Source organism: Klebsiella sp. ZJOU C1 (assembly GCF_035620215.1).
Taxonomy (GTDB): domain Bacteria; phylum Pseudomonadota; class Gammaproteobacteria; order Enterobacterales; family Enterobacteriaceae; genus Klebsiella; species Klebsiella variicola.
In genome coordinates this window covers 3,396,568-3,414,571 of the sequence record NZ_CP141644.1, presented here as the reverse complement: position 1 = coordinate 3,414,571, position 18,004 = coordinate 3,396,568, and the positions used below count along the sequence as shown (strand labels likewise).

At 58.4% G+C, this 18,004-nt stretch carries 16 protein-coding genes and 2 pseudogenes; 8 read left to right on the top strand and 10 right to left on the bottom strand.

All coding sequences use genetic code 11. The features are described from left to right. Positions 1-7 precede the first annotated feature (7 nt). Positions 8-709 carry a septum site-determining protein MinC gene (gene minC / locus SPE70_RS16365; RefSeq protein WP_008804301.1) on the bottom strand — a complete coding sequence of 234 codons (702 nt, stop codon included), beginning with the start codon at positions 707-709 and terminating at the stop codon, positions 8-10. Positions 710-835: 126 nt separating this feature from the next. On the opposite strand from minC, the gene SPE70_RS16360 reads away from it, so the two are divergent. The 3 genes from SPE70_RS16360 (at position 836) to SPE70_RS16350 (ending at position 2,334) form a co-directional block, all read left to right on the top strand. Continuing rightward, complete coding sequence (locus SPE70_RS16360; RefSeq protein ID WP_004203320.1) at positions 836-1,117, top strand: YcgL domain-containing protein; 282 nt, start codon at positions 836-838, stop codon at positions 1,115-1,117. 16 nt (positions 1,118-1,133) lie between these two features. Then, positions 1,134-1,793 (top strand): fumarylacetoacetate hydrolase family protein, encoded by a 660-nt coding sequence (locus SPE70_RS16355; protein ID WP_063105819.1) that lies wholly within the window; start codon positions 1,134-1,136, stop codon positions 1,791-1,793. A gap of 94 nt (positions 1,794-1,887) precedes the next feature. Beyond that, positions 1,888-2,334: a YcgN family cysteine cluster protein gene (locus SPE70_RS16350; RefSeq protein ID WP_008804304.1), complete on the top strand. Its 447-nt coding sequence runs from the start codon at positions 1,888-1,890 to the stop codon at positions 2,332-2,334. 8 nt (positions 2,335-2,342) lie between these two features. Here SPE70_RS16350 and SPE70_RS16345 read toward each other — a convergent pair whose 3' ends face one another. The 3 genes from SPE70_RS16345 to nhaB all read right to left on the bottom strand — a co-directional run bounded on the left by SPE70_RS16345 (position 2,343) and on the right by nhaB (position 5,047). Beyond that, entirely contained in the window at positions 2,343-2,687 is a 345-nt protein-coding gene (locus SPE70_RS16345) for a TehB family protein (RefSeq protein WP_022065914.1), read from the bottom strand. A 150-nt stretch (positions 2,688-2,837) separates the two neighbouring features. Continuing rightward, entirely contained in the window at positions 2,838-3,368 is a 531-nt protein-coding gene (dsbB, locus tag SPE70_RS16340) for a disulfide bond formation protein DsbB (protein WP_008804305.1), read from the bottom strand. A gap of 128 nt (positions 3,369-3,496) precedes the next feature. Beyond that, positions 3,497-5,047, bottom strand: coding sequence for a sodium/proton antiporter NhaB (gene nhaB, locus SPE70_RS16335; RefSeq protein WP_022065916.1), 1,551 nt, complete (start codon positions 5,045-5,047; stop codon positions 3,497-3,499). A gap of 248 nt (positions 5,048-5,295) precedes the next feature. Between nhaB and fadR the strand changes: the two genes are divergently transcribed. Next, entirely contained in the window at positions 5,296-6,015 is a 720-nt protein-coding gene (gene fadR, locus SPE70_RS16330; RefSeq protein WP_012541278.1) for a fatty acid metabolism transcriptional regulator FadR, read from the top strand. 74 nt (positions 6,016-6,089) lie between these two features. Here fadR and SPE70_RS16325 read toward each other — a convergent pair whose 3' ends face one another. Further along, a complete protein-coding gene (locus SPE70_RS16325) occupies positions 6,090-7,622 on the bottom strand; it encodes a SpoVR family protein (RefSeq protein WP_004203310.1) in 1,533 nt (510 codons plus the stop codon). Between the two features lie 88 nt (positions 7,623-7,710). Here SPE70_RS16325 and SPE70_RS16320 point away from each other — a divergent pair. The 3 genes and pseudogenes from SPE70_RS16320 to dadX all read left to right on the top strand — a co-directional run. After that, a pseudogene (locus tag SPE70_RS16320) lies at positions 7,711-7,845 on the top strand (hypothetical protein); the annotation flags it as partial. Positions 7,846-7,943: 98 nt separating this feature from the next. Further along, positions 7,944-9,242, top strand: a complete 1,299-nt coding sequence (locus SPE70_RS16315; protein WP_008804309.1) for a D-amino acid dehydrogenase — start codon at positions 7,944-7,946, stop codon at positions 9,240-9,242. A 9-nt stretch (positions 9,243-9,251) separates the two neighbouring features. Next, a complete protein-coding gene (dadX, locus tag SPE70_RS16310; protein ID WP_049140007.1) occupies positions 9,252-10,322 on the top strand; it encodes a catabolic alanine racemase DadX in 1,071 nt (356 codons plus the stop codon). An 82-nt stretch (positions 10,323-10,404) separates the two neighbouring features. On the opposite strand, the pseudogene SPE70_RS16305 reads toward dadX, so the two are convergent. Together SPE70_RS16305 and ldcA are read right to left on the bottom strand one after the other, a co-directional pair. Beyond that, positions 10,405-12,072: pseudogene (locus SPE70_RS16305) on the bottom strand (potassium/proton antiporter); the annotation flags it as partial. Positions 12,073-12,164: 92 nt separating this feature from the next. After that, positions 12,165-13,079, bottom strand: a complete 915-nt coding sequence (gene ldcA / locus SPE70_RS16300) for a muramoyltetrapeptide carboxypeptidase (RefSeq protein WP_008804312.1) — start codon at positions 13,077-13,079, stop codon at positions 12,165-12,167. A gap of 175 nt (positions 13,080-13,254) precedes the next feature. Between ldcA and emtA the strand changes: the two genes are divergently transcribed. Beyond that, positions 13,255-13,866, top strand: coding sequence for a membrane-bound lytic murein transglycosylase EmtA (gene emtA / locus SPE70_RS16295; RefSeq protein WP_008804313.1), 612 nt, complete (start codon positions 13,255-13,257; stop codon positions 13,864-13,866). A gap of 48 nt (positions 13,867-13,914) precedes the next feature. Here emtA and SPE70_RS16290 read toward each other — a convergent pair whose 3' ends face one another. The 3 genes from SPE70_RS16290 to SPE70_RS16280 all read right to left on the bottom strand — a co-directional run bounded on the left by SPE70_RS16290 (position 13,915) and on the right by SPE70_RS16280 (position 17,903). After that, complete coding sequence (locus SPE70_RS16290) at positions 13,915-14,739, bottom strand: TIGR04222 domain-containing membrane protein (RefSeq protein WP_023297865.1); 825 nt, start codon at positions 14,737-14,739, stop codon at positions 13,915-13,917. Positions 14,740-14,751: 12 nt separating this feature from the next. Continuing rightward, complete coding sequence (locus SPE70_RS16285; RefSeq protein ID WP_012541282.1) at positions 14,752-15,603, bottom strand: DUF2207 domain-containing protein; 852 nt, start codon at positions 15,601-15,603, stop codon at positions 14,752-14,754. A gap of 179 nt (positions 15,604-15,782) precedes the next feature. Beyond that, positions 15,783-17,903 carry a TonB-dependent siderophore receptor gene (locus SPE70_RS16280; RefSeq protein ID WP_008804316.1) on the bottom strand — a complete coding sequence of 707 codons (2,121 nt, stop codon included), beginning with the start codon at positions 17,901-17,903 and terminating at the stop codon, positions 15,783-15,785. Positions 17,904-18,004: the final 101 nt, after the last annotated feature.

Sequence of the window (18,004 nt, the reverse complement as noted above, 5' to 3'; positions counted from 1 at the left end):
AAAGGGATTAATTCAACGGTTGAACTGTCAAAGCGCTTTCACCTAAACGCAGGCGTGCCGCTTTGCCATAAAATTCGGCCGGGATGTTATCGCTCAGCCAATATTCCCCGGCGATGGAGACCAGCTCCGCCGCAAGGTGGGTACAAAATATCTGGGCGTCTCTGTCGCCACCGGCGCCTGCCAGCGCGCGTCCTCGCATCATGCCATATACATGGATATTGCCGTCAGCGATAAGTTCCGCACCGGCACTCACATGATTTGTAACAATAAGATCACAGTGTGGCGCATAAATGCGCTGACCGGAACGTACCGGCTGATCAATCAAACGCGTTTTTGTGATCTGGTTAGCAACTGGCGGCGGCGGAGGGGTGGGTTCGGACGGTGCCGGACGAGGGGCTTTCTCTTTCCCTTCGGTTAATAACGGGATCCCGGCGCGATCGATTTCGGTTTTCAGGCGCGGGATTTTGCATCCGCTGACGCCCATAATGCGTAAACCGGTCGCGGCGATGGCCTCGTTAATGGCGCGCCATTCGACCTCCTCCTCCACGCTGGCGATATTCACCACCACCGGCGCATGGCGTAAAAAGGCGGGAGCCTGGGCGATTTTGTCTTCTAACGCCTGACGAATAACCTCGGGATTTGCATCGTGCAAATGAACGACAGATAACGTGAAGCTACTGCCTTTAAGTTCGATTGGCGTATTTGACATCCTGGCCTTACTCAATTTGCTGTTTATCAACCGCAGAAGTGCGGTGATATTCCGAAGACTAAAAGGCATGTTATAGTCACTCATATATTGAGGCAAGTGACCACGGGTCTAATTCCGAGTAAAACTATGTTTTGTGTGATCTATCGAAGTACTAAACGTGAACAAACCTATTTATACGTCGAAAAAAAAGACGATTTCTCACGCGTTCCTGACGAGCTAATGCGCGGCTTCGGCACGCCGCAAATGGCGATGCTGCTGCCGCTGGATGGGCGCAAAAAGCTGGTTAACGCCGACCTGGAAAAAGTGAAACAGGCGTTGAGCGAGCAGGGCTATTACCTGCAACTTCCCCCGCCATCTGAAAATCTACTAAAGAAACACCTGGCGGAACAGGGGAAACAATCCGATTAACCCACGAGGGAAAATAATGTACCAACATCATAACTGGCAGGGTGCGCTTCTGGATTATCCAGTGAGCAAAGTGGTTTGCGTCGGCAGTAATTATGCAAAACACATCAAGGAAATGGGCAGTGCGACGCCGGAAGAGCCGGTGCTGTTTATTAAACCTGAGACCGCGCTGTGCGATCTCCGTCAGCCGTTGGTGCTTCCTGAAGGGCTGGGCTCAGTGCACCACGAAGTCGAGCTGGCGGTGCTGATCGGCAGCACGCTGCGTCAGGCGACGGAAGAGCATGTGCAGAAAGGGATCGCCGGCTATGGCGTCGCGCTGGATCTCACCCTGCGCGACCTGCAGGCTAAGATGAAAAAGGCCGGGCAACCGTGGGAGAAGGCGAAAGGCTTCGATAACGCCAGTCCAATCTCCGGCTTTATCCCGGCCGCTGAGTTCCACGGCGACCCACAGAATACGCCGTTAAGCCTGAAGATTAACGGTGAAGTGCGCCAGCAGGGAACCACAGCCGACATGATCCATAAGATTGTGCCGCTGATCGCCTATATGTCGCGCTTCTTTACCCTCAAAGCCGGGGATGTGATCCTCACCGGCACCCCGGAAGGGGTGGGGCCGCTGCACAGCGCTGACGAACTGGAAGTTGGCTTCAACGGCCTGTCGCTCACCACCCGCGTGCTGTAAGCGCTGCTTGCCGCCTTTTGGGGCGGCAAAACTTGCATCGGCGTGCCAGACTGGTTATAAGGTGCACCCTTAACTGGCAACGACGGACACTCCGATGAGCGAACAACCTTTCTGGCAACAAAAAACACTGGATGAAATGACCGACGCGGAGTGGGAATCGCTGTGTGACGGCTGCGGCCAGTGTTGCCTGCACAAGCTGATGGATGAAGACACCGATGAGATCTACTTCACCAACGTCGCCTGCCGTCAGCTTAATATCAAAACCTGCCAGTGCCGTAACTACGAACGTCGCTTCGAGTACGAGCCAGACTGCATCAAGCTTACCCGCGAAAACCTGCCAACCTTCGAATGGCTGCCGCCGACCTGCGCCTATCGCCTGCTGGCGGAGGGCAAATCGCTGCCGGCCTGGCATCCGCTGCTGACCGGCTCAAAAGCGGCGATGCATGGCGAACGCATCTCTGTTCGCCATATTGCGGTGCCCGAGTCCACCGTCGTCGACTGGCAGGATCATATCCTCAATCTGCCTGACAGGGCGCGTTAAGCGCCGGATCACGCTTTCTTCGCGTGAAACAGCCCGTTTTCACCGTCGGTTTCTTCGGCCACCCAGAAGTGAATATTGAAGCGGGCGTCGTCACTGAGTTCGACGCGGTGCCAGTACTGCGGCGGACTGGTGGCAAACTGTCCGGCATGAATGACCACTTTCTTTTCCGGCTCCGTCGCCTGCTCATCGGCAAAACCGTAATAGGTGACCGTTCCCTCCATGACGCACAGCTGACCGAAGACGCCGGCCGCGGTGTTGTGATGGCTCAGCAGGGCGGCGGGGACATTCTCTTTAGTAAAGAACGGGGTGGAGCGTTTAACTTTCCAGTCTGCGGGGATCAGTAAAGATGACATGTGAGCTCCTGTGGGGCCTTAAAAGATGTATTTAATATGCACCTTTTAGGGGCTGTGGTCAACCACAGGCAGGAAACGATGCAACGATGCGCAGCAGACATAAAAAAACGCCCCGCAGGGCGTTTCATTGTGTGCGGTACTCGCAGCGGCTTAGCGGCCAAACAGATCGCGTTTTTTCGCTTTGAAAGGCTGAGCAATGATCACCAGGATGGCGACCAGCAGATAGGCAGCAAAAATACCGACCAGCCATTGCGGCATCTCCAGCGACAGAAATTGCCACTGACGCACTGAACAGTCGCCGGACGCGACGAAAACCTGCGGCAGCCATTTATCCAGCGGCAGCCAGGTTGGGAAGCGGGCGGCGAAATCACAGGTCTGGAACGGCGAAGGGTGCAGCTGGATCATCGTATGCTCCCACGCCAGCTGCAGTCCACGTATTGCGCTGTACAACCAGATCACCATGGCGACATAGCGCAGCGGCGTTTTGGGGGCGATGGCGCCGACCAGCCCCGCGCCCATGATGCCGAACAGCGCGCAGCGTTCGTAAATACACATCACACACGGCTGCAGCAGCATCACATGCTGGAACCACAGCGCAACGAGTTCGAGAATAAAAGCGGTTAATGCCATCAGGAGCCAGGCACCGCGTCCCCTTGAGCACTGGTTTAAATATTGCAACATAATCATTTCCCTGGAAGATGCTAAATCATGGCAGTGTAAACGAAAACCGAACCGACGCCAGCGGCCCGGCAGAAAATATTACGTAACGGGTTATTGAATGGCCCGGATGAATCCGGGCCAGGATCGGGTCAGGGCAGCGTGGGCGTGGTCACCCAGCCGTGCGCCAGTAGCCAGTTGGTGACCGGCATCAAGGTGAACTCGACGCACAGCAGGCCGACCAGCGTCAGTACGAGAGTGTAGGGCAGCGCCATCCATACCATGCGGCCATAGGAGAGTCGGATAAGCGGCGCCAGCGCAGAGGTCAGCAGGAACAGGAATGCCGCCTGGCCGTTGGGGGTGGCGACCGACGGCAGGTTGGTGCCGGTATTGATCGCCACCGCCAGCATCTCAAACTGCGGCAGGCTGATAACGCCATGTTCGAGGGCGGTTTTCGCTTCGTTAATGTAGACCGTGCCGACAAAAACGTTATCCGAAATGGACGACAGCAGGCCGTTAAACAGGTAAAAGAGCGACAGCTGCGCGTGCGGCGAGGCCTGCAGCACAAATTCAATGACCGGGGTGAACAGCCGCTGGTCGATGATCACCGCCACAATGGCAAAGAACACCGTCAGCAGCGCGGTGAAGGGCAGCGCCTCGGTGAACGCCTTGCCAATGGCGTGCTCATCGGTCACCCCGGAAAACGTGGTGGCGAGGATGATCACCGACAGGCCAATGAGCCCGACTTCGGCCAGATGAAAGGCGAGGGCGACGATCAGCCAGACACCAATCACCGCCTGGGCCAGCAGCCGCAGCTGCTCCTGACGGCTGCGCTGGGCGCGGCTGCGGTCGTCAAAGTCCTGCAGCACCTTCCGTACCGTGGGCGGCAGCGGTTCGCCGTAGCCAAACAGGCGATACTTTTCGACCAGCAGGCAGGTCAACAGCCCACACACCATCACCGGCACGGTGACGGGCGCCATGCGGATAAAGAACTCGCCAAAATGCCAGCCCGCCGCTTTGGCGATAATCAGATTTTGCGGTTCGCCAACCATGGTCATGACTCCGCCGAGGGCGGTCCCGACGCCGGCGTGCATCATCAGGCTGCGCAGAAAGCCGCGGAATTGCTCCAGCACCTCGCGGTAGTGCTGCTCGATATGGCTGTCGTCCAGCAGATCGTTATCATCAGGGCGAGCTGAAGCGACGCGGTGGTAGATGCCGTAGAACCCAACGGCGACGCTAATCACCACCGCCACCACGGTAAGCGCATCGAGAAAGGCGGAGAGGAAGGCGGCCGCCAGGCAGAAGGCCAGCGACAGCAGCATCTTGCTGCGGATCCCCAGCAGCAGGCGCGTGAAGACGAACAGCAGCAGTTGTTTCATAAAGTAGATGCCCGCGACCATGAAGATCAGCAGGAGCAGCACTTCAAGGTTGCCGGCGATCTCTTCCCGCACATGCGCCGGGCTGGTCATGCCGATCAGCAGCGCCTCAATGGCCAGCAGGCCGCCCGGCAGCAGCGGATAGCACTTCAGCGCCATGGCGAGGGTAAAGATAAACTCAACCACCAGCAGCCAGCCGGCGACAAACGGCGCCACGGCAAACACCAGCGGGTTTACGATTAAGAAAATGATTAATGCCAGCTTGTACCAGTCCGGCGACTGGCCAAGAAAATTGCGCCACAGCGCGCGGCCATATGAAATTTCCACGACAGAATCCTTCCCCGTCAATTAGTACATGATTTTGTGCGTAACTATTGGCAAGAGTATCAGTTGAGCAAAATGAGAAGCAACTTTCTTCGCACCGCGGCGGCGGTGACGGGTGATAAGGAAAAGCGCAAAGTAAAAACGGAAAATGAAACGGCGATCCCTTTTTAATTCACTTGCGATGCTATCTGCGCTATAGCGGCTCTGGTATGATGAGTGCAATTGCAACAATGTGTAATGGAAATATTATTATGGTCATTAAGGCGCAGAGCCCTGCGGGTTTCGCGGAAGAGTATATCATTGAGAGCATCTGGAATAACCGCTTCCCACCTGGATCGATTCTCCCCGCTGAACGCGAGCTTTCTGAGCTGATCGGTGTCACCCGCACCACTCTGCGCGAAGTGTTGCAGCGTCTGGCGCGTGACGGCTGGTTGACCATTCAGCATGGCAAGCCTACCAAAGTGAATAACTTCTGGGAGACCTCCGGGCTGAATATTCTCGAAACGCTGGCGCGCCTCGATCACGACAGCGTGCCGCAGCTGATTGATAACCTGCTCTCCGTACGCACCAATATTTCCACGATTTTTATTCGCACCGCGTTCCGTCAGCATCCGGATAAAGCGCTGGCGGTACTGGACAGCGCCCGGGAAGTGGAAGATCACGCCGACGCCTTTGCCGACCTCGATTACAATATCTTCCGCGGTCTGGCGTTTGCCTCCGGCAACCCGATTTACGGCCTGATCCTCAACGGCATGAAGGGGCTGTATACCCGCATCGGCCGCCACTATTTCTCCAGCCCGGAAGCGCGCAGCCTCGCGCTGGGCTTTTATCATCAGCTGGCGAAGGTGTGCGAAGGCGGCCTGCACGATCAGGTGTACGAGCTGGTCCGTCGCTACGGCCATGACAGCGGGGAGATCTGGCATCGGATGCAGAAATCGCTGCCCGGCGATTTAGCCATGAATATGCGTTAAGCCGGATATTGGCGATCGATAAACACAATAAGGGGGCCAGTGGCCCCCTTCGTCGTTTTCATCGTCCCGCAATGTTATAGCGCGTTCGGGCGCGCCGGGCAGCGGTCCAGCAGCTCAATGCTGCCGTCGGCGTTCTGCTGCTCCAGCAGCACATCGAATCCCCACAGACGATGCACATGTTTCAGCACTTCGCGCCGGCCTTTGTCCAGTGGGACGCGATTGTGCGGCACATAGCGCAATGTCAGCGAGCGGTCGCCGCGCAGGTCAACGTTCCACACCTGGATGTTCGGCTCAAGATTGCTGAGGTTATACTGCGCCGAGAGCTTGTTGCGGATCTCGCGATAGCCCTCTTCGTTGTGAATCGCTGAGATCTCAAGATAATTGTTGTGATCGTCGTCGAGCACGGTAAAGAAGCGGAAATCGCGCATGATCTTCGGCGACAGGAACTGGCTGATAAAGCTCTCGTCCTTGAAATCACGCATCGCGAAATGCAATGTTTCCAGCCAGTCAGAACCGGCGATATCCGGGAACCAGTACTTGTCCTCTTCGGTTGGCGACTGACAGATGCGCTTGATGTCCTGGAACATGGCGAAGCCCAGCGCGTAGGGGTTAATCCCGCTATACCACGGACTGTTGTACGGCGGCTGGAACACCACGTTAGTGTGACTATGGAGAAACTCCAGCATAAAGCGCTCCGTCACTTTCCCTTCATCATAGAGATGGTTGAGGATGGTGTAGTGCCAGAAGGTCGCCCACCCCTCGTTCATCACCTGGGTCTGTTTCTGCGGGTAGAAATACTGGCTGACTTTACGCACGATGCGCAGGATCTCGCGCTGCCACGATTCGAGCAGCGGGGCGTTCTTCTCCATAAAGTACAGCAGGTTCTCCTGCGGTTCGGAAGGGTAGCGACGGGCGGACTCAATCGCTTTTTCTTCCTCGCGCTTCGGCAGGGTGCGCCACAGCATATTCACCTGGCTTTGCAGATACTCTTCCCGGCTTTTCTGCCGCGCTTTCTCCTCCTGCAAGGAGATTTTTTGCGGACGTTTATAGCGGTCGACGCCGTAGTTCATCAGCGCGTGGCAGGAGTCGAGGAGTTTCTCCACTTCGTCGACACCATAGCGCTCTTCACACTCGGTAATGTATTTGCGGGCGAAGATCAGGTAATCGATGATCGAGCTGGCGTCGGTCCAGCTGCGAAACAGATAGTTATTTTTAAAGAATGAGTTGTGCCCATAGCAGGCGTGCGCCATGACCAGCGCCTGCATGGTGATGGTGTTTTCTTCCATCAGGTAGGCGATACAGGGGTTGGAGTTGATGACTATCTCATACGCCAGGCCCTGCTGGCCGTGCTTATAGGCCTGCTCGGTCTCAATGAATTTCTTGCCGAACGACCAGTGCGGATAGTTGATGGGCATGCCGACGCTGGAGTAGGCGTCCATCATCTGCTCGGAAGTAATGACTTCGATCTGGTGCGGGTAGGTATCAAGACGATAGAGCTTGGCGACCCGGTCCACTTCGGCCAGGTAGGTCTCCAGTAACTCGAACGTCCAGTCGGGTCCATCGCTTAAACGGGTGGTGTCCCTGTTCATGGAGTCAATCGTAGCCATTAGCGCGCCCTCGTTGTTGTTGGTTTTCTCTGAACGGAAAACCTCTAAACAAGCATAGAACACCGGATGGCAAACTGTATCGTCAGACAATTTCTTTTCTTCGCGATTTCCCCATCTCAAAGCCGTTTTTTGCGCTTATTTACAGAATTTAATGCTGGGTAAAAATAAAGCGCAGCATGAGATCGTAAATCTCGCAGCGCAGGGCTGGTGCGGTTTGCTGTGAGTTAAGTCACCATAAATAAAGCGTATGTTGAATAATATTTTCAACTGAGTTATCAATTTGTAATTAGATGATTGTTCTTTAACTGTTACGGAGTCGCTATGCGTGTCGTCATACTGGGAAGTGGGGTGGTTGGGGTAGCCAGCGCGTGGTATTTGAGTCAGGCGGGTCATGAGGTGACGGTTATCGACCGTCAGCCTGGTCCGGCAGAGGAGACCAGCGCGGCCAACGCCGGGCAGATTTCTCCCGGCTATGCGGCGCCCTGGGCGGCGCCGGGGGTGCCGCTGAAGGCGATCAAATGGATGTTTCAGCGCCATGCGCCGCTGGCGATCGGTCTTGACGGCACGTCGTTCCAGCTGAAGTGGATGTGGCAGATGCTGCGTAACTGCGACACCCGCCACTATATGGAGAACAAAGGCCGTATGGTGCGCCTGGCGGAGTACAGCCGCGACTGCCTGAAAGCGCTGCGCGACACCACCGGCATTCAGTATGAAGGGCGTCAGGGCGGGACGCTGCAGCTGTTCCGGACCGCCAAACAGTATGAAAATGCCACCCGCGACATCGCGGTGCTGGAAGACGCCGGCGTGCCGTACCAGCTGCTGGAAGCGAAGCGGCTGGCGGAGGTGGAGCCGGCGCTGGCGGAAGTCAGCCATAAACTGACCGGCGGCCTGCGCCTGCCCAATGATGAAACCGGCGACTGCCAGCTGTTTACCACCCGGCTGGCGGCAATGGCGGAACAGGCCGGGGTCACTTTCCGCTTCAACACCGCAGTGGACGCCCTGCTACAGGAGGGCGATCGCATTGCCGGGGTGAAATGCGGCGATGAGATTATCAAGGGCGATGCCTATGTGATGGCCTTCGGCTCCTACTCAACGGCGATGCTTAAAGGGCTGGTGGATATACCGGTCTATCCCCTGAAAGGCTACTCATTGACCATTCCGATTGCCCAGGAGGACGGCGCGCCGGTTTCCACTATCCTTGATGAAACATACAAAATCGCTATTACCCGCTTCGATCAGCGCATTCGCGTCGGCGGCATGGCCGAGATCGTCGGTTTTAACAAAGCGCTGCTGCAGCCGCGTCGCGAAACCCTGGAGATGGTGGTGCGCGATCTGTTCCCGCGCGGCGGCCACGTGGAGCAGGCGACGTTCTGGACCGGCCTGCGGCCGATGACACCGGACGGCACGCCGGTGGTCGGCCGCACGGCGTATAAAAATCTGTGGCTCAACACCGGCCACGGCACGCTTGGCTGGACCATGGCCTGCGGCTCCGGGCAGCTTATCAGCGATCTGATCTCCGGGCGCACGCCGGCGATCCCTTACGACGATCTGGCGGTCGCCCGCTACAGCCCCGGGTTCACCCCGGCGCGTCCGCAGCATCTGCATGGCGCACACAACTAAGGAGCTTGCATGACCCGTCCGGTAGTGGCCAGCATCGACCTGCTGGCCTTGCGGCAGAATTTACAGATAGTGCGTCGCGCGGCCCCTGGGTCGCGCCTGTGGGCGGTGGTCAAAGCCAACGCCTACGGCCACGGCGTGGCGCGCGTATGGAGTGCGTTAAGCGGGGCGGATGGTTTCGCCTTGCTCAACCTGGAAGAGGCGATCCTGCTGCGCGAGCAGGGCTGGAAAGGTCCGATCCTGCTGCTGGAGGGCTTCTTCCATGCCGATGAGCTGGCGGTGCTCGATCAATATCGCTTAACCACCAGCGTCCACAGCAACTGGCAGATTAAGGCGCTGCAGCAGGCGAAGCTGCGCGCGCCGCTGGATATCTATCTCAAGGTGAACAGCGGTATGAACCGGCTGGGCTTTATGCCGGAGCGGGTGCATACCGTCTGGCAGCAGCTGCGGGCGATAAGCAACGTCGGCGAAATGACGCTGATGTCGCACTTCGCGGAGGCGGAGAACCCGCAGGGGATTGTCGAGCCGATGCGCCGTATCGAACAGGCGGCGGAGGGGCTGGATTGCCCGCGCTCGCTGGCCAACTCGGCGGCGACCCTCTGGCATCCGGAAGCGCATTTTGACTGGGTGCGTCCGGGCATCGTGCTGTATGGCGCGTCGCCTTCCGGGCAGTGGCAGGACATCGCGAACACCGGGCTGAAGCCGGTCATGACGCTGCGCAGCGAAATCATCGGCGTGCAGAACCTGCGCCCCGGCGAGGCGATTGGCTATGGCGGCCTGTACCGCACCAGCCAGGAGCAGCGGATCGGCATCGTCGCCTGCGGCTATGCCGATGGCTATCCGCGGGTGGCGCCGAGCGGCACGCCGGTGCTGGTGGATGGCGTACGCACCACTACCGTTGGACGCGTATCGATGGATATGCTGGCGGTCGATTTAACGCCTTGTCCGCAGGCCGGGATCGGCGCGCCGGTCGAGCTGTGGGGCAAAGAGATTAAAATCGACGACGTGGCGGCCAGCAGCGGCACCGTCGGCTATGAGCTGATGTGCGCCCTGGCGTCGCGGGTGCCGGTTGTGACTCTGTAACCTATTCCGGGGCGGATCACTCCGCCTCGTCTTCCGCGACCCGCACCCCAACCTTCAGCACGTGATCGTTCTCTTTTTCCGCCACCGTCCACACCATCCCGGCGAACTCCACCTGGTCCCCCACCACCGGCGCCGCGCCCAGCAGCTGCTGCACCACTTCCCCGAGCGACTGCTGATGCTCGCGGAACTCCTCTCCGCCGTCGAGGCCGTAGATTTGCGCCACATCGGCGAAGCGGGCCTCGGCATCAAGAATGAAGTCGCCGAAAAAGCGCTGATCGAGCGCCACCGGCGGCGACTGGCTGAACATTTTGCCCAGTGCCGGCAGGTCGTGCTCGCGACCAATGACGCACAGGATATCGCCTTCCCGCAGGCGGGTGCTGCCGGTGGGGTGCAGCAGGGCATTGTTGCGAAACAGCGCCGCAATCCGCGTCTCCGGCGGCATATGCAGATCGCGCAGCGCCGCGCCGATGCACCACTTATCGGCGCCCAGCTGATAGACAAACTGCTCCCACGGGTTTTCCGGGTGAATATCCAGCCCGACGCGGGAGATGGGCCAGCTGATGGGCGGCACCACCACTTTGGCTTTCTTCGCCGCCCACGACAGCGAAGTGCCCTGCAGCAGCAGCGACACCAGCACCACGAAGAAGGCGACATTGAAGAACAAGCGGGCGTTGTCCAGCCCGGCCATCATCGGGAACACCGCGAGAATGATGGGCACCGCGCCGCGCAGGCCAACCCAGCTGATAAACACCCGTTCGCGCAGGTTAAAGCCGCGAAACGGCAGCAGGCCGGCAAACACCGACAGCGGGCGGGCAATGAAAATCATCCACATCGACAGCAGCAGCGCCGGGATGGCGATCGGCAGCAGGTCGGAGGGCGTCACCAGCAGGCCCAGCACCAGGAACATGGCGATCTGCGCCAGCCACGCCAGGCCGTCGAAGTTCTGCAGGATACCGTGTCGGTTGCGGATCGGCCGGTTGCCCAGCAGAAAGCCGCAGAGATAGACGGCAAGGATACCGCTGCCGTCGAGGGTGGTGGTGACGGCAAAAATCATGATCCCGCCGCTCAGCGCCAGCAGTGGATAGAGCCCGGCGGGCAGCACGATACGGTTGATCATCTGCAGCAGCAGGTAGCCGCCGCCGAGGCCGATGGCGATCCCGAGACCAAACTGCTGGATGATATGCACGGCGAACATCCAGCTGAGGCCGGTCTGGTGCTGCTGGATCATTTCGATCAGGGTGATGGTCAGGAAGACGGCCATCGGGTCGTTACTGCCTGACTCAATCTCCAGCGTTGAGCCGACGCGCTCGTTGAGCCCCTTGCCGCCGAGCAGCGAGAAAACCGCCGCAGCGTCGGTGGAGCCGACAATGGCGCCGATCAGCAGGCCTTCGATCATATCCAGCTTGAACAGCCAGGCAGCCATCATCCCGGTCAGCGCCGAGGTGATCAGCACCCCGACCGTCGCCAGCGACAGCGCAGGCCATAGTGCGACGCGAAAGGAGCTGGCCTGGGTGCGCATCCCGCCGTCCAGCAGGATCACCGCCAGCGCCAGGTTACTCACCATATAGGCGAAGGGGTAGTTGTCGAAGGGGATGCCACCGATGCCGTCAATGCCTGCCAGCATCCCGATGGCCAGAAAGATGACCAGAATCGGGATGCCAAGGCGCGAAGAAAAGGAGCTCAATAAGATACTGCAGGTTACTAAAACAGAACCCAGAATAAACAGACTAATGACCGCAGCGGCGTCCAATGTTCACGTACTCCCTGACTGGCGTGAAAAAATGGCTAAAAGTGACACTATTTTAACAATTCGCAGGGGATCCGCCTATGCGTCCGGGAAATTTATTCTGTCAGCACCGGGTGGCCGCTGATCGTCAGAGTGGTGGTAGCTGCCTGATTCACCAGTCGCGCGCGGGCGCCCAGCGGCAGGGTCACCGTGCGCTGCTCGTGGCCAAACTCCAGTCCGCTAATCAACGGCAGGGAGAGCTGCTGGCGCAGGTAATCAAAGACCTGCGGCAAATCGTACCCCGCGTCATAGTCGTTTGGCGCGCTGCCGGTGAAGCTGCCGAAGATCACTGCTTTCTGCGCCGCCAGCACGCCGCTGTGCAACAGCTGAAGCAGCATGCGCTCGACGCGGAACGGGTGCTCGTTGATATCCTCCACCACCAGGATGCCGTCGCGGATCGCCGGTAGCCACGGCGTGCCGATAAGCGAGGTCAGCATCGCCAGATTTCCCCCCCACAGGGTGCCTTCTACCTGGCAGTTCGGCCCTTCGCCCGGCCATTCGAGGGTAAATTCCGCCTGGCGTAGCGCCTGCCAGAAATGGTGCTCGGTAAACGGATCGAGGGTCTCCGCGCCGAAGTTGCCCGCGAGCATTGGCCCGCTGAAGGTGATGACGTTGCCCGTAGCCAGCAGGCCCGACTGGATAGCAGTGAAATCGCTGTGGCCGCAAATCAGCAGCGGGTCGCGCTGCTGGCGGGCAATCAGTCCCTGCCAGTCGATATGCGGCAGCAGGCGACTGGCGCCGTAGCCGCCGCGCACCGCGAGGACGATACGGTTGCGCCCGGGCAGCTGGGCCAGCTGGTTAATATCGGCCAGGCGCTCCTGTTCAGTCCCGGCGAAACGCTGCTGCCGGCGGGGAATGACCTGCTGGTGGGCCACCTCATGTCCGGCCTGCTGCAGACGCTCGACGCCGCGGGCTGCCGCCTGCTGGTTAATGCAATAACCCGAAGGCGCGACCAGATAAAACTGAGACATGATAATTCCTTGCTATGAATGAAAGGGTTATGATGCCGCCTGGAATGGCGATTGTCATCTCCAGGTGGCTAACTTCAGTCCGCACCCGTCATCCTTCAGGTTGTCGGCCGGCGGGGGACGTACCGCTGCCGTCGTTCTGCAGCATGATGGCGTTTGGGTAGATAAGGATAGATGTGTGAAATTGAGATGGTTGCTTATTTTAGTCGTTTTTCTGGCCGGTTGTAGTTCGAAACATGATTACACTAACCCGCCGTGGAACCCCGAGGTCCCGGTGAAGCGGGCGATGCAGTGGATGCCGATCAGTGAAAAAGCCGGCGCCGCCTGGGGCGTGGACCCGCAGCTGATCACGGCGATCATCGCCATCGAGTCGGGCGGTAATCCTGCGGTGGTGAGTAAATCCGGCGCCGTCGGGCTGATGCAGCTCAAGCCGTCGACCTCCGGACGCGATGTCTACCGGCGGATGGGCTGGCGCGGCGAGCCGTCGGTCAGTGAGCTGAAAAACCCGGAACGTAATATCTCGATGGGGGCCGCCTATCTGAGCATTCTGGAGAACGGTCCGCTGGCGGGGATCAAAGACCCGCAGGTGATGCGCTACGCGGTGGTGGTCTCCTATGCCAACGGTGCCGGCGCCCTGCTGCGCACCTTCTCGTCGGATCGCCAGGACGCCATCGATGAGATTAACGATCTCGACGCCGATGAGTTCTTCGAGCATGTGGTGAAAAAACACCCGGCACCGCAGGCGCCGCGCTATATCTGGAAACTGCAGAAAGCGCTGGACGCCATGTAGGCCTACGCTCACCCCGCTGACCTGGCGGGGTGAGTGCTTCTCACTCGCCTAATCCTCGGTACGCAGCGAGGAGATAGCGCTCATCGGCGCAATGAGCGTTTTATAGTCCCGGTAGCGCTCGGGAAGGGATCCTGGGCCGTTCACCGCCACGCAGAGCATGGCTGTCGCGTCATCTTCCTGATCGCCTTTCAGCGCTAACGCTTCTCGTAACGCATCGATGCAGGCATGGGCGTCATGATGTGAGATGCCGCAGATATCGAGACGAATGGTTTTGCTAATGGCTTCTATCCATAACCCGCCCCACAAAACGCAACCCGTGGGCATGAGCAGGCAACTAAAGATGCTGTACGCGGTGAAGTCGAGCCAGATAAAGGTCTTACTGAAAACGATAATGCCGAGGGCGAGCGAAGGGATGCTGATGGCCAGCATATTACACCCGCGGCGCAGCGGACTTAAGGCTAAGCCCGCGCTCGCTATCTGTTCCTGCCAGAGGTTACGTCCGGCAATACTCAGGCTGCAGGGCAGATCTTCATGACACGGCTTTCGCACCTCAAAATGGTCAAACAGTATTCTTTCAATGACGTTCATTTCCTGGTTTGCATAGCGTCCGTTGGCCAAAACCTGCCCGGCCTCCGGGATCCACAGATACTTTTTACTGAGTAAGCTGAACATCGCCAGCTGGATCACCCGGGTCCCTTCTCCGGTCAGCCAGGCCAGCAGCCATGGACTGACCTCCGTCGCGTGCGGCTGGGGCTGAGCCGCTGGCCGTGTCACGACGATCGTCGTACCGATAGCAATATAGATACCCGGGACGATAAACATAAATCCGCCAAGAAACAGCAGTGGATGCAGATGCATCATAAAATTCCACATACTGTCCCCTCGTTAATCCAGGCGCTGCAGACAAAAGGGATACTGAATAAGGTTGATGATTTTTACATATTCAGCAAATCTTTCGGGAAGCAGGGTGGTTGTACCAATCGCCACGCAATAATCGGCGTTTTCATCGGTCAGGGTATCTGCGTCAGCAATAAGCGTCTCTTTCAGGGTATCAATATAGTGGTGAAGAATATTAATAGCGATCCCCTCCCGGTCGAGCCGGGTGGCATTTAAGGTGATGCATAATAGCCACAGCCACCACAGTCCGGAAACCATAAACATCACCAGCCAGCTCAATACGCTGGAGTGAATTATCGCCTGATGATCAAATAGTGTTTTCCAGACGAGCACAGCGATTAACAGCAGGGAGGGGGCGGCAATCACTATCATGTTCCACGTTTGGTGCGTTGGGCTTAGCCGTAGCCCACTGCAGTGGGGATCGGTAGCCCAGTGGTTTTGTTCAGCGACGTGCAGAGAAAGCGGGAGATCCTGGTGACAGGATTTTGGCGTAGCGAAATGGTCAAACAGTATTTTTTCCACGCAGGTCATTTTGCATTCGGCATACTGCTGATTGGCGCAGAGCTGAATATCTTCAGCAGAATGGATGAGGGTGACATAGTTTTTTCTTAACAGCCGGAACATGGCCAGCTGAATGACGCGGGTGGCGCGATGACGTAGCCAGGCTAAAAAAGAGGGGGAGATAGAATAGGGCGCCGGAACGGCGGTGGTATTTTTAGCGGGGCGGGTCTTCACAATAATCATATTCAGCAGAATATATATCACTGTGGTGGATAATACATAATAACCCATAAATGATAACGGGTGTAAATTGGCGATATAGCTAATGACGGGGTTCACTTTTATTCCTTGTGAGCGCTATAACCGGTTTGCGCCAGCATAGTAAGCTTTCTCATCCACGGGGGGCAAGTGAAATAATGGGGTGGCATTTTTAAGTTAATTTCAGCAATAAAAGCGAGACAAAAGTCTTCATGAAAGCCTCCGCCGTCATGGCCGGAGGCTTATATTGCTGCGGTCAGTTAAAAGTCGTAGCCCACGGTGGCCATGACGCTGCGCTCTGCTCCCCAGTAGCAGTTGCCGGTGCCGTAGCAGCCGGAAATATACTCGCGGTCGCCGATATTGTTGGCGTTAACCTGCACATAAGCGCCTTTCAGCGTTGGCGACCAGACACCGAGGTCGGCCCGCATCATGGCATCCATCAGCGTGACCGACGGCAGCCGCGCGGTGTTGGCATCATCCGCCCACTGTTTGCCGATGTAGCGGACGCCAGCGCCCACCGAGATCCCCGCCGGGAACTGATAGCGCGCCCAGAAGGAGGCCATCTGATCCGGGGTCAGCTGCGGCGTGTTGTTATCGGTACCGTCCCTGGTGTCCTGGAAGCGCAGACGATTCCAGGTATACGAGGCGATAGTACTCAGCTGCGGGGTGATCTGGTGGTGTGCTTCCAGCTCAACGCCCTGGGAATGGACCTTACCCGCCGGAATATAGGTGGCGGTGGCGATGTTCGGGTCGCGGGTGGCGACATCCTTTTGCGTCAGGTCGTAAATTGCAATGCTATAGAGGTCGCGGCTGCCCGGCGGCTGGAACTTCAGACCGGCTTCGACCTGCTCGGCGGTGGTCGGTTTCAGCGGTTTGCCGTCCGCGCCCGGCAGCATCGCCGGGGTGATCGCCTGGCTGTAGCTCAGATAAGGCGAAAGGCCATTATCCAGGGCGTACAACAGCGAGGCGCGGCCGCTGATATGGTCGTCTGAACGGCGGTTTGAGGTGCCGAAGGTATCGCTGACCTGCTGGGAAACGATGCGGTCGTAGCGTGCGGAAACATCCACATGCCAGCGGTTCCAGACCATCTCATCCTGCAGATACAGCCCGGTCTGGTAGTAGCGGCGATGATTGTCATCGCTGTAGGTGACGGTATGCCCGGTCTGCGCGGTATAGCCGGTAAACGGGTTTAGCGGCGCCGCACCGCCGGCGCCGGTCCACAGATCGTTGCGGAAGCGATGATATTCGGCGCCGAGGATCAGGGTATGCGCCAGGTCGCCAGTATTGAAATCGGCGCGCAGGCGGTTATCGGTCGACCAGCCGTCCAGCGAACCGCGCGAACCGCTGTAGCCGCGGGCCAGCATGTCGCTGTCATCTATCCAGCCGACCTGGTAGACCTGATCGAGGGAGACGTTGGTGTGGGTGTAGCTCCCGGCGGAATAGACCGACCAGACGTCGGTGAACTGGTGGTCAAACTCATAGCTGTAGATCTGCTGGCGGCGCTGATAGCCATCTCCCGGATCGCCCTCGTTGGTGCTGGGGGAGAGCTTACGACCATTATGCGCGTAGCGGGTGCCGTCCAGCGGCAAAGAGCCGTGGTAGCCGCCGGAAGGATCTTTTTGCAGATAGGCGCGCAGCAGCAGCGAGGTGTCGCTGTCCGGCTGCCACAGCAGGGAAGGCGAAATCGCGTAGCGCTCTTCGCGGGTATGGTCATACTGCGTGTCGCTGCTGCGGGTCATCCCGATCAGCCGCCATGCCCACTGCTCGTTGATGGCGTCGGTGTAATCGAAGGCCGCGCCTTTGGTATTTTGCGTACCGCCGGTCAGGCGGACGTGGCCCTGCTGGCTAAACTGCGGGCGTTTGGAGGTCAGGTTGACCACGCCGCCCGGCACGCTCTGCCCGTAGAGCGCGGAGGAGGGGCCGCGGATCACATCGACGCGTTCGATAAACCACGGGTCGATTTGCACAACGTTATGACTGCCGCCGTCGCTCATCAGGCGCATACCGTCGAGGAACAGGTTATCGACGTCGCCGCCGTGGTAGCCGCGCAGGGAGATAGCGTCGAACCGGGTCGCGCCGCCGCCGAAGCTGGAGTAGACCCCCGGGGTATATTCCAGCGCCTGGCTGATGGTATTCGCCCCCTGGTCCGCCATCTGCTGGCGGGTGACCACCGATACCGACTGGGCGGTGGTGATTAACGGCTGGTCGGTTTTCGTCGCCCCGAGCGAAGTGCTGGCGCTGTAGCCTTCAGTCGGCGCGCTGGCGGACGCCGGCGGGCTGGCAGTGACCACCACGGTCTCTTCAGCTTGCGCGGTGAGGGGAAGGGCGACCACGAGGGCGTACAGCAGCCTCGGGCGTTTTCGGGAAATAGCCACGTTCATAAGATCATCCTGAACCAACGCGGTCTGGTACTCCTGTACGCCGCCGCGGGAAAAACGAATCTGTCATTGTTCGTTAAAAAGTAATGCGAATTATTATTGTT

Excerpts from the sequence above, each read along its gene's own strand:
- SPE70_RS16280 (WP_008804316.1), bottom strand. The coding sequence starts at position 17,903 with ATGAACGTGGCTATTTCCCGAAAACGCCCGAGGCTGCTGTACGCCCTC.
- dsbB (WP_008804305.1), bottom strand. The coding sequence starts at position 3,368 with ATGTTGCAATATTTAAACCAGTGCTCAAGGGGACGCGGTGCCTGGCTC.
- SPE70_RS16325 (WP_004203310.1), bottom strand. The coding sequence starts at position 7,622 with ATGGCTACGATTGACTCCATGAACAGGGACACCACCCGTTTAAGCGAT.
- SPE70_RS16350 (WP_008804304.1), top strand. The coding sequence starts at position 1,888 with ATGAGCGAACAACCTTTCTGGCAACAAAAAACACTGGATGAAATGACC.
- SPE70_RS16360 (WP_004203320.1), top strand. The coding sequence starts at position 836 with ATGTTTTGTGTGATCTATCGAAGTACTAAACGTGAACAAACCTATTTA.
- minC (WP_008804301.1), bottom strand. The coding sequence starts at position 709 with ATGTCAAATACGCCAATCGAACTTAAAGGCAGTAGCTTCACGTTATCT.
- dadX (WP_049140007.1), top strand. The coding sequence starts at position 9,252 with ATGACCCGTCCGGTAGTGGCCAGCATCGACCTGCTGGCCTTGCGGCAG.
- SPE70_RS16315 (WP_008804309.1), top strand. The coding sequence starts at position 7,944 with ATGCGTGTCGTCATACTGGGAAGTGGGGTGGTTGGGGTAGCCAGCGCG.
- SPE70_RS16345 (WP_022065914.1), bottom strand. The coding sequence starts at position 2,687 with ATGTCATCTTTACTGATCCCCGCAGACTGGAAAGTTAAACGCTCCACC.
- fadR (WP_012541278.1), top strand. The coding sequence starts at position 5,296 with ATGGTCATTAAGGCGCAGAGCCCTGCGGGTTTCGCGGAAGAGTATATC.
- SPE70_RS16290 (WP_023297865.1), bottom strand. The coding sequence starts at position 14,739 with ATGTGGAATTTTATGATGCATCTGCATCCACTGCTGTTTCTTGGCGGA.
- ldcA (WP_008804312.1), bottom strand. The coding sequence starts at position 13,079 with ATGTCTCAGTTTTATCTGGTCGCGCCTTCGGGTTATTGCATTAACCAG.
- SPE70_RS16355 (WP_063105819.1), top strand. The coding sequence starts at position 1,134 with ATGTACCAACATCATAACTGGCAGGGTGCGCTTCTGGATTATCCAGTG.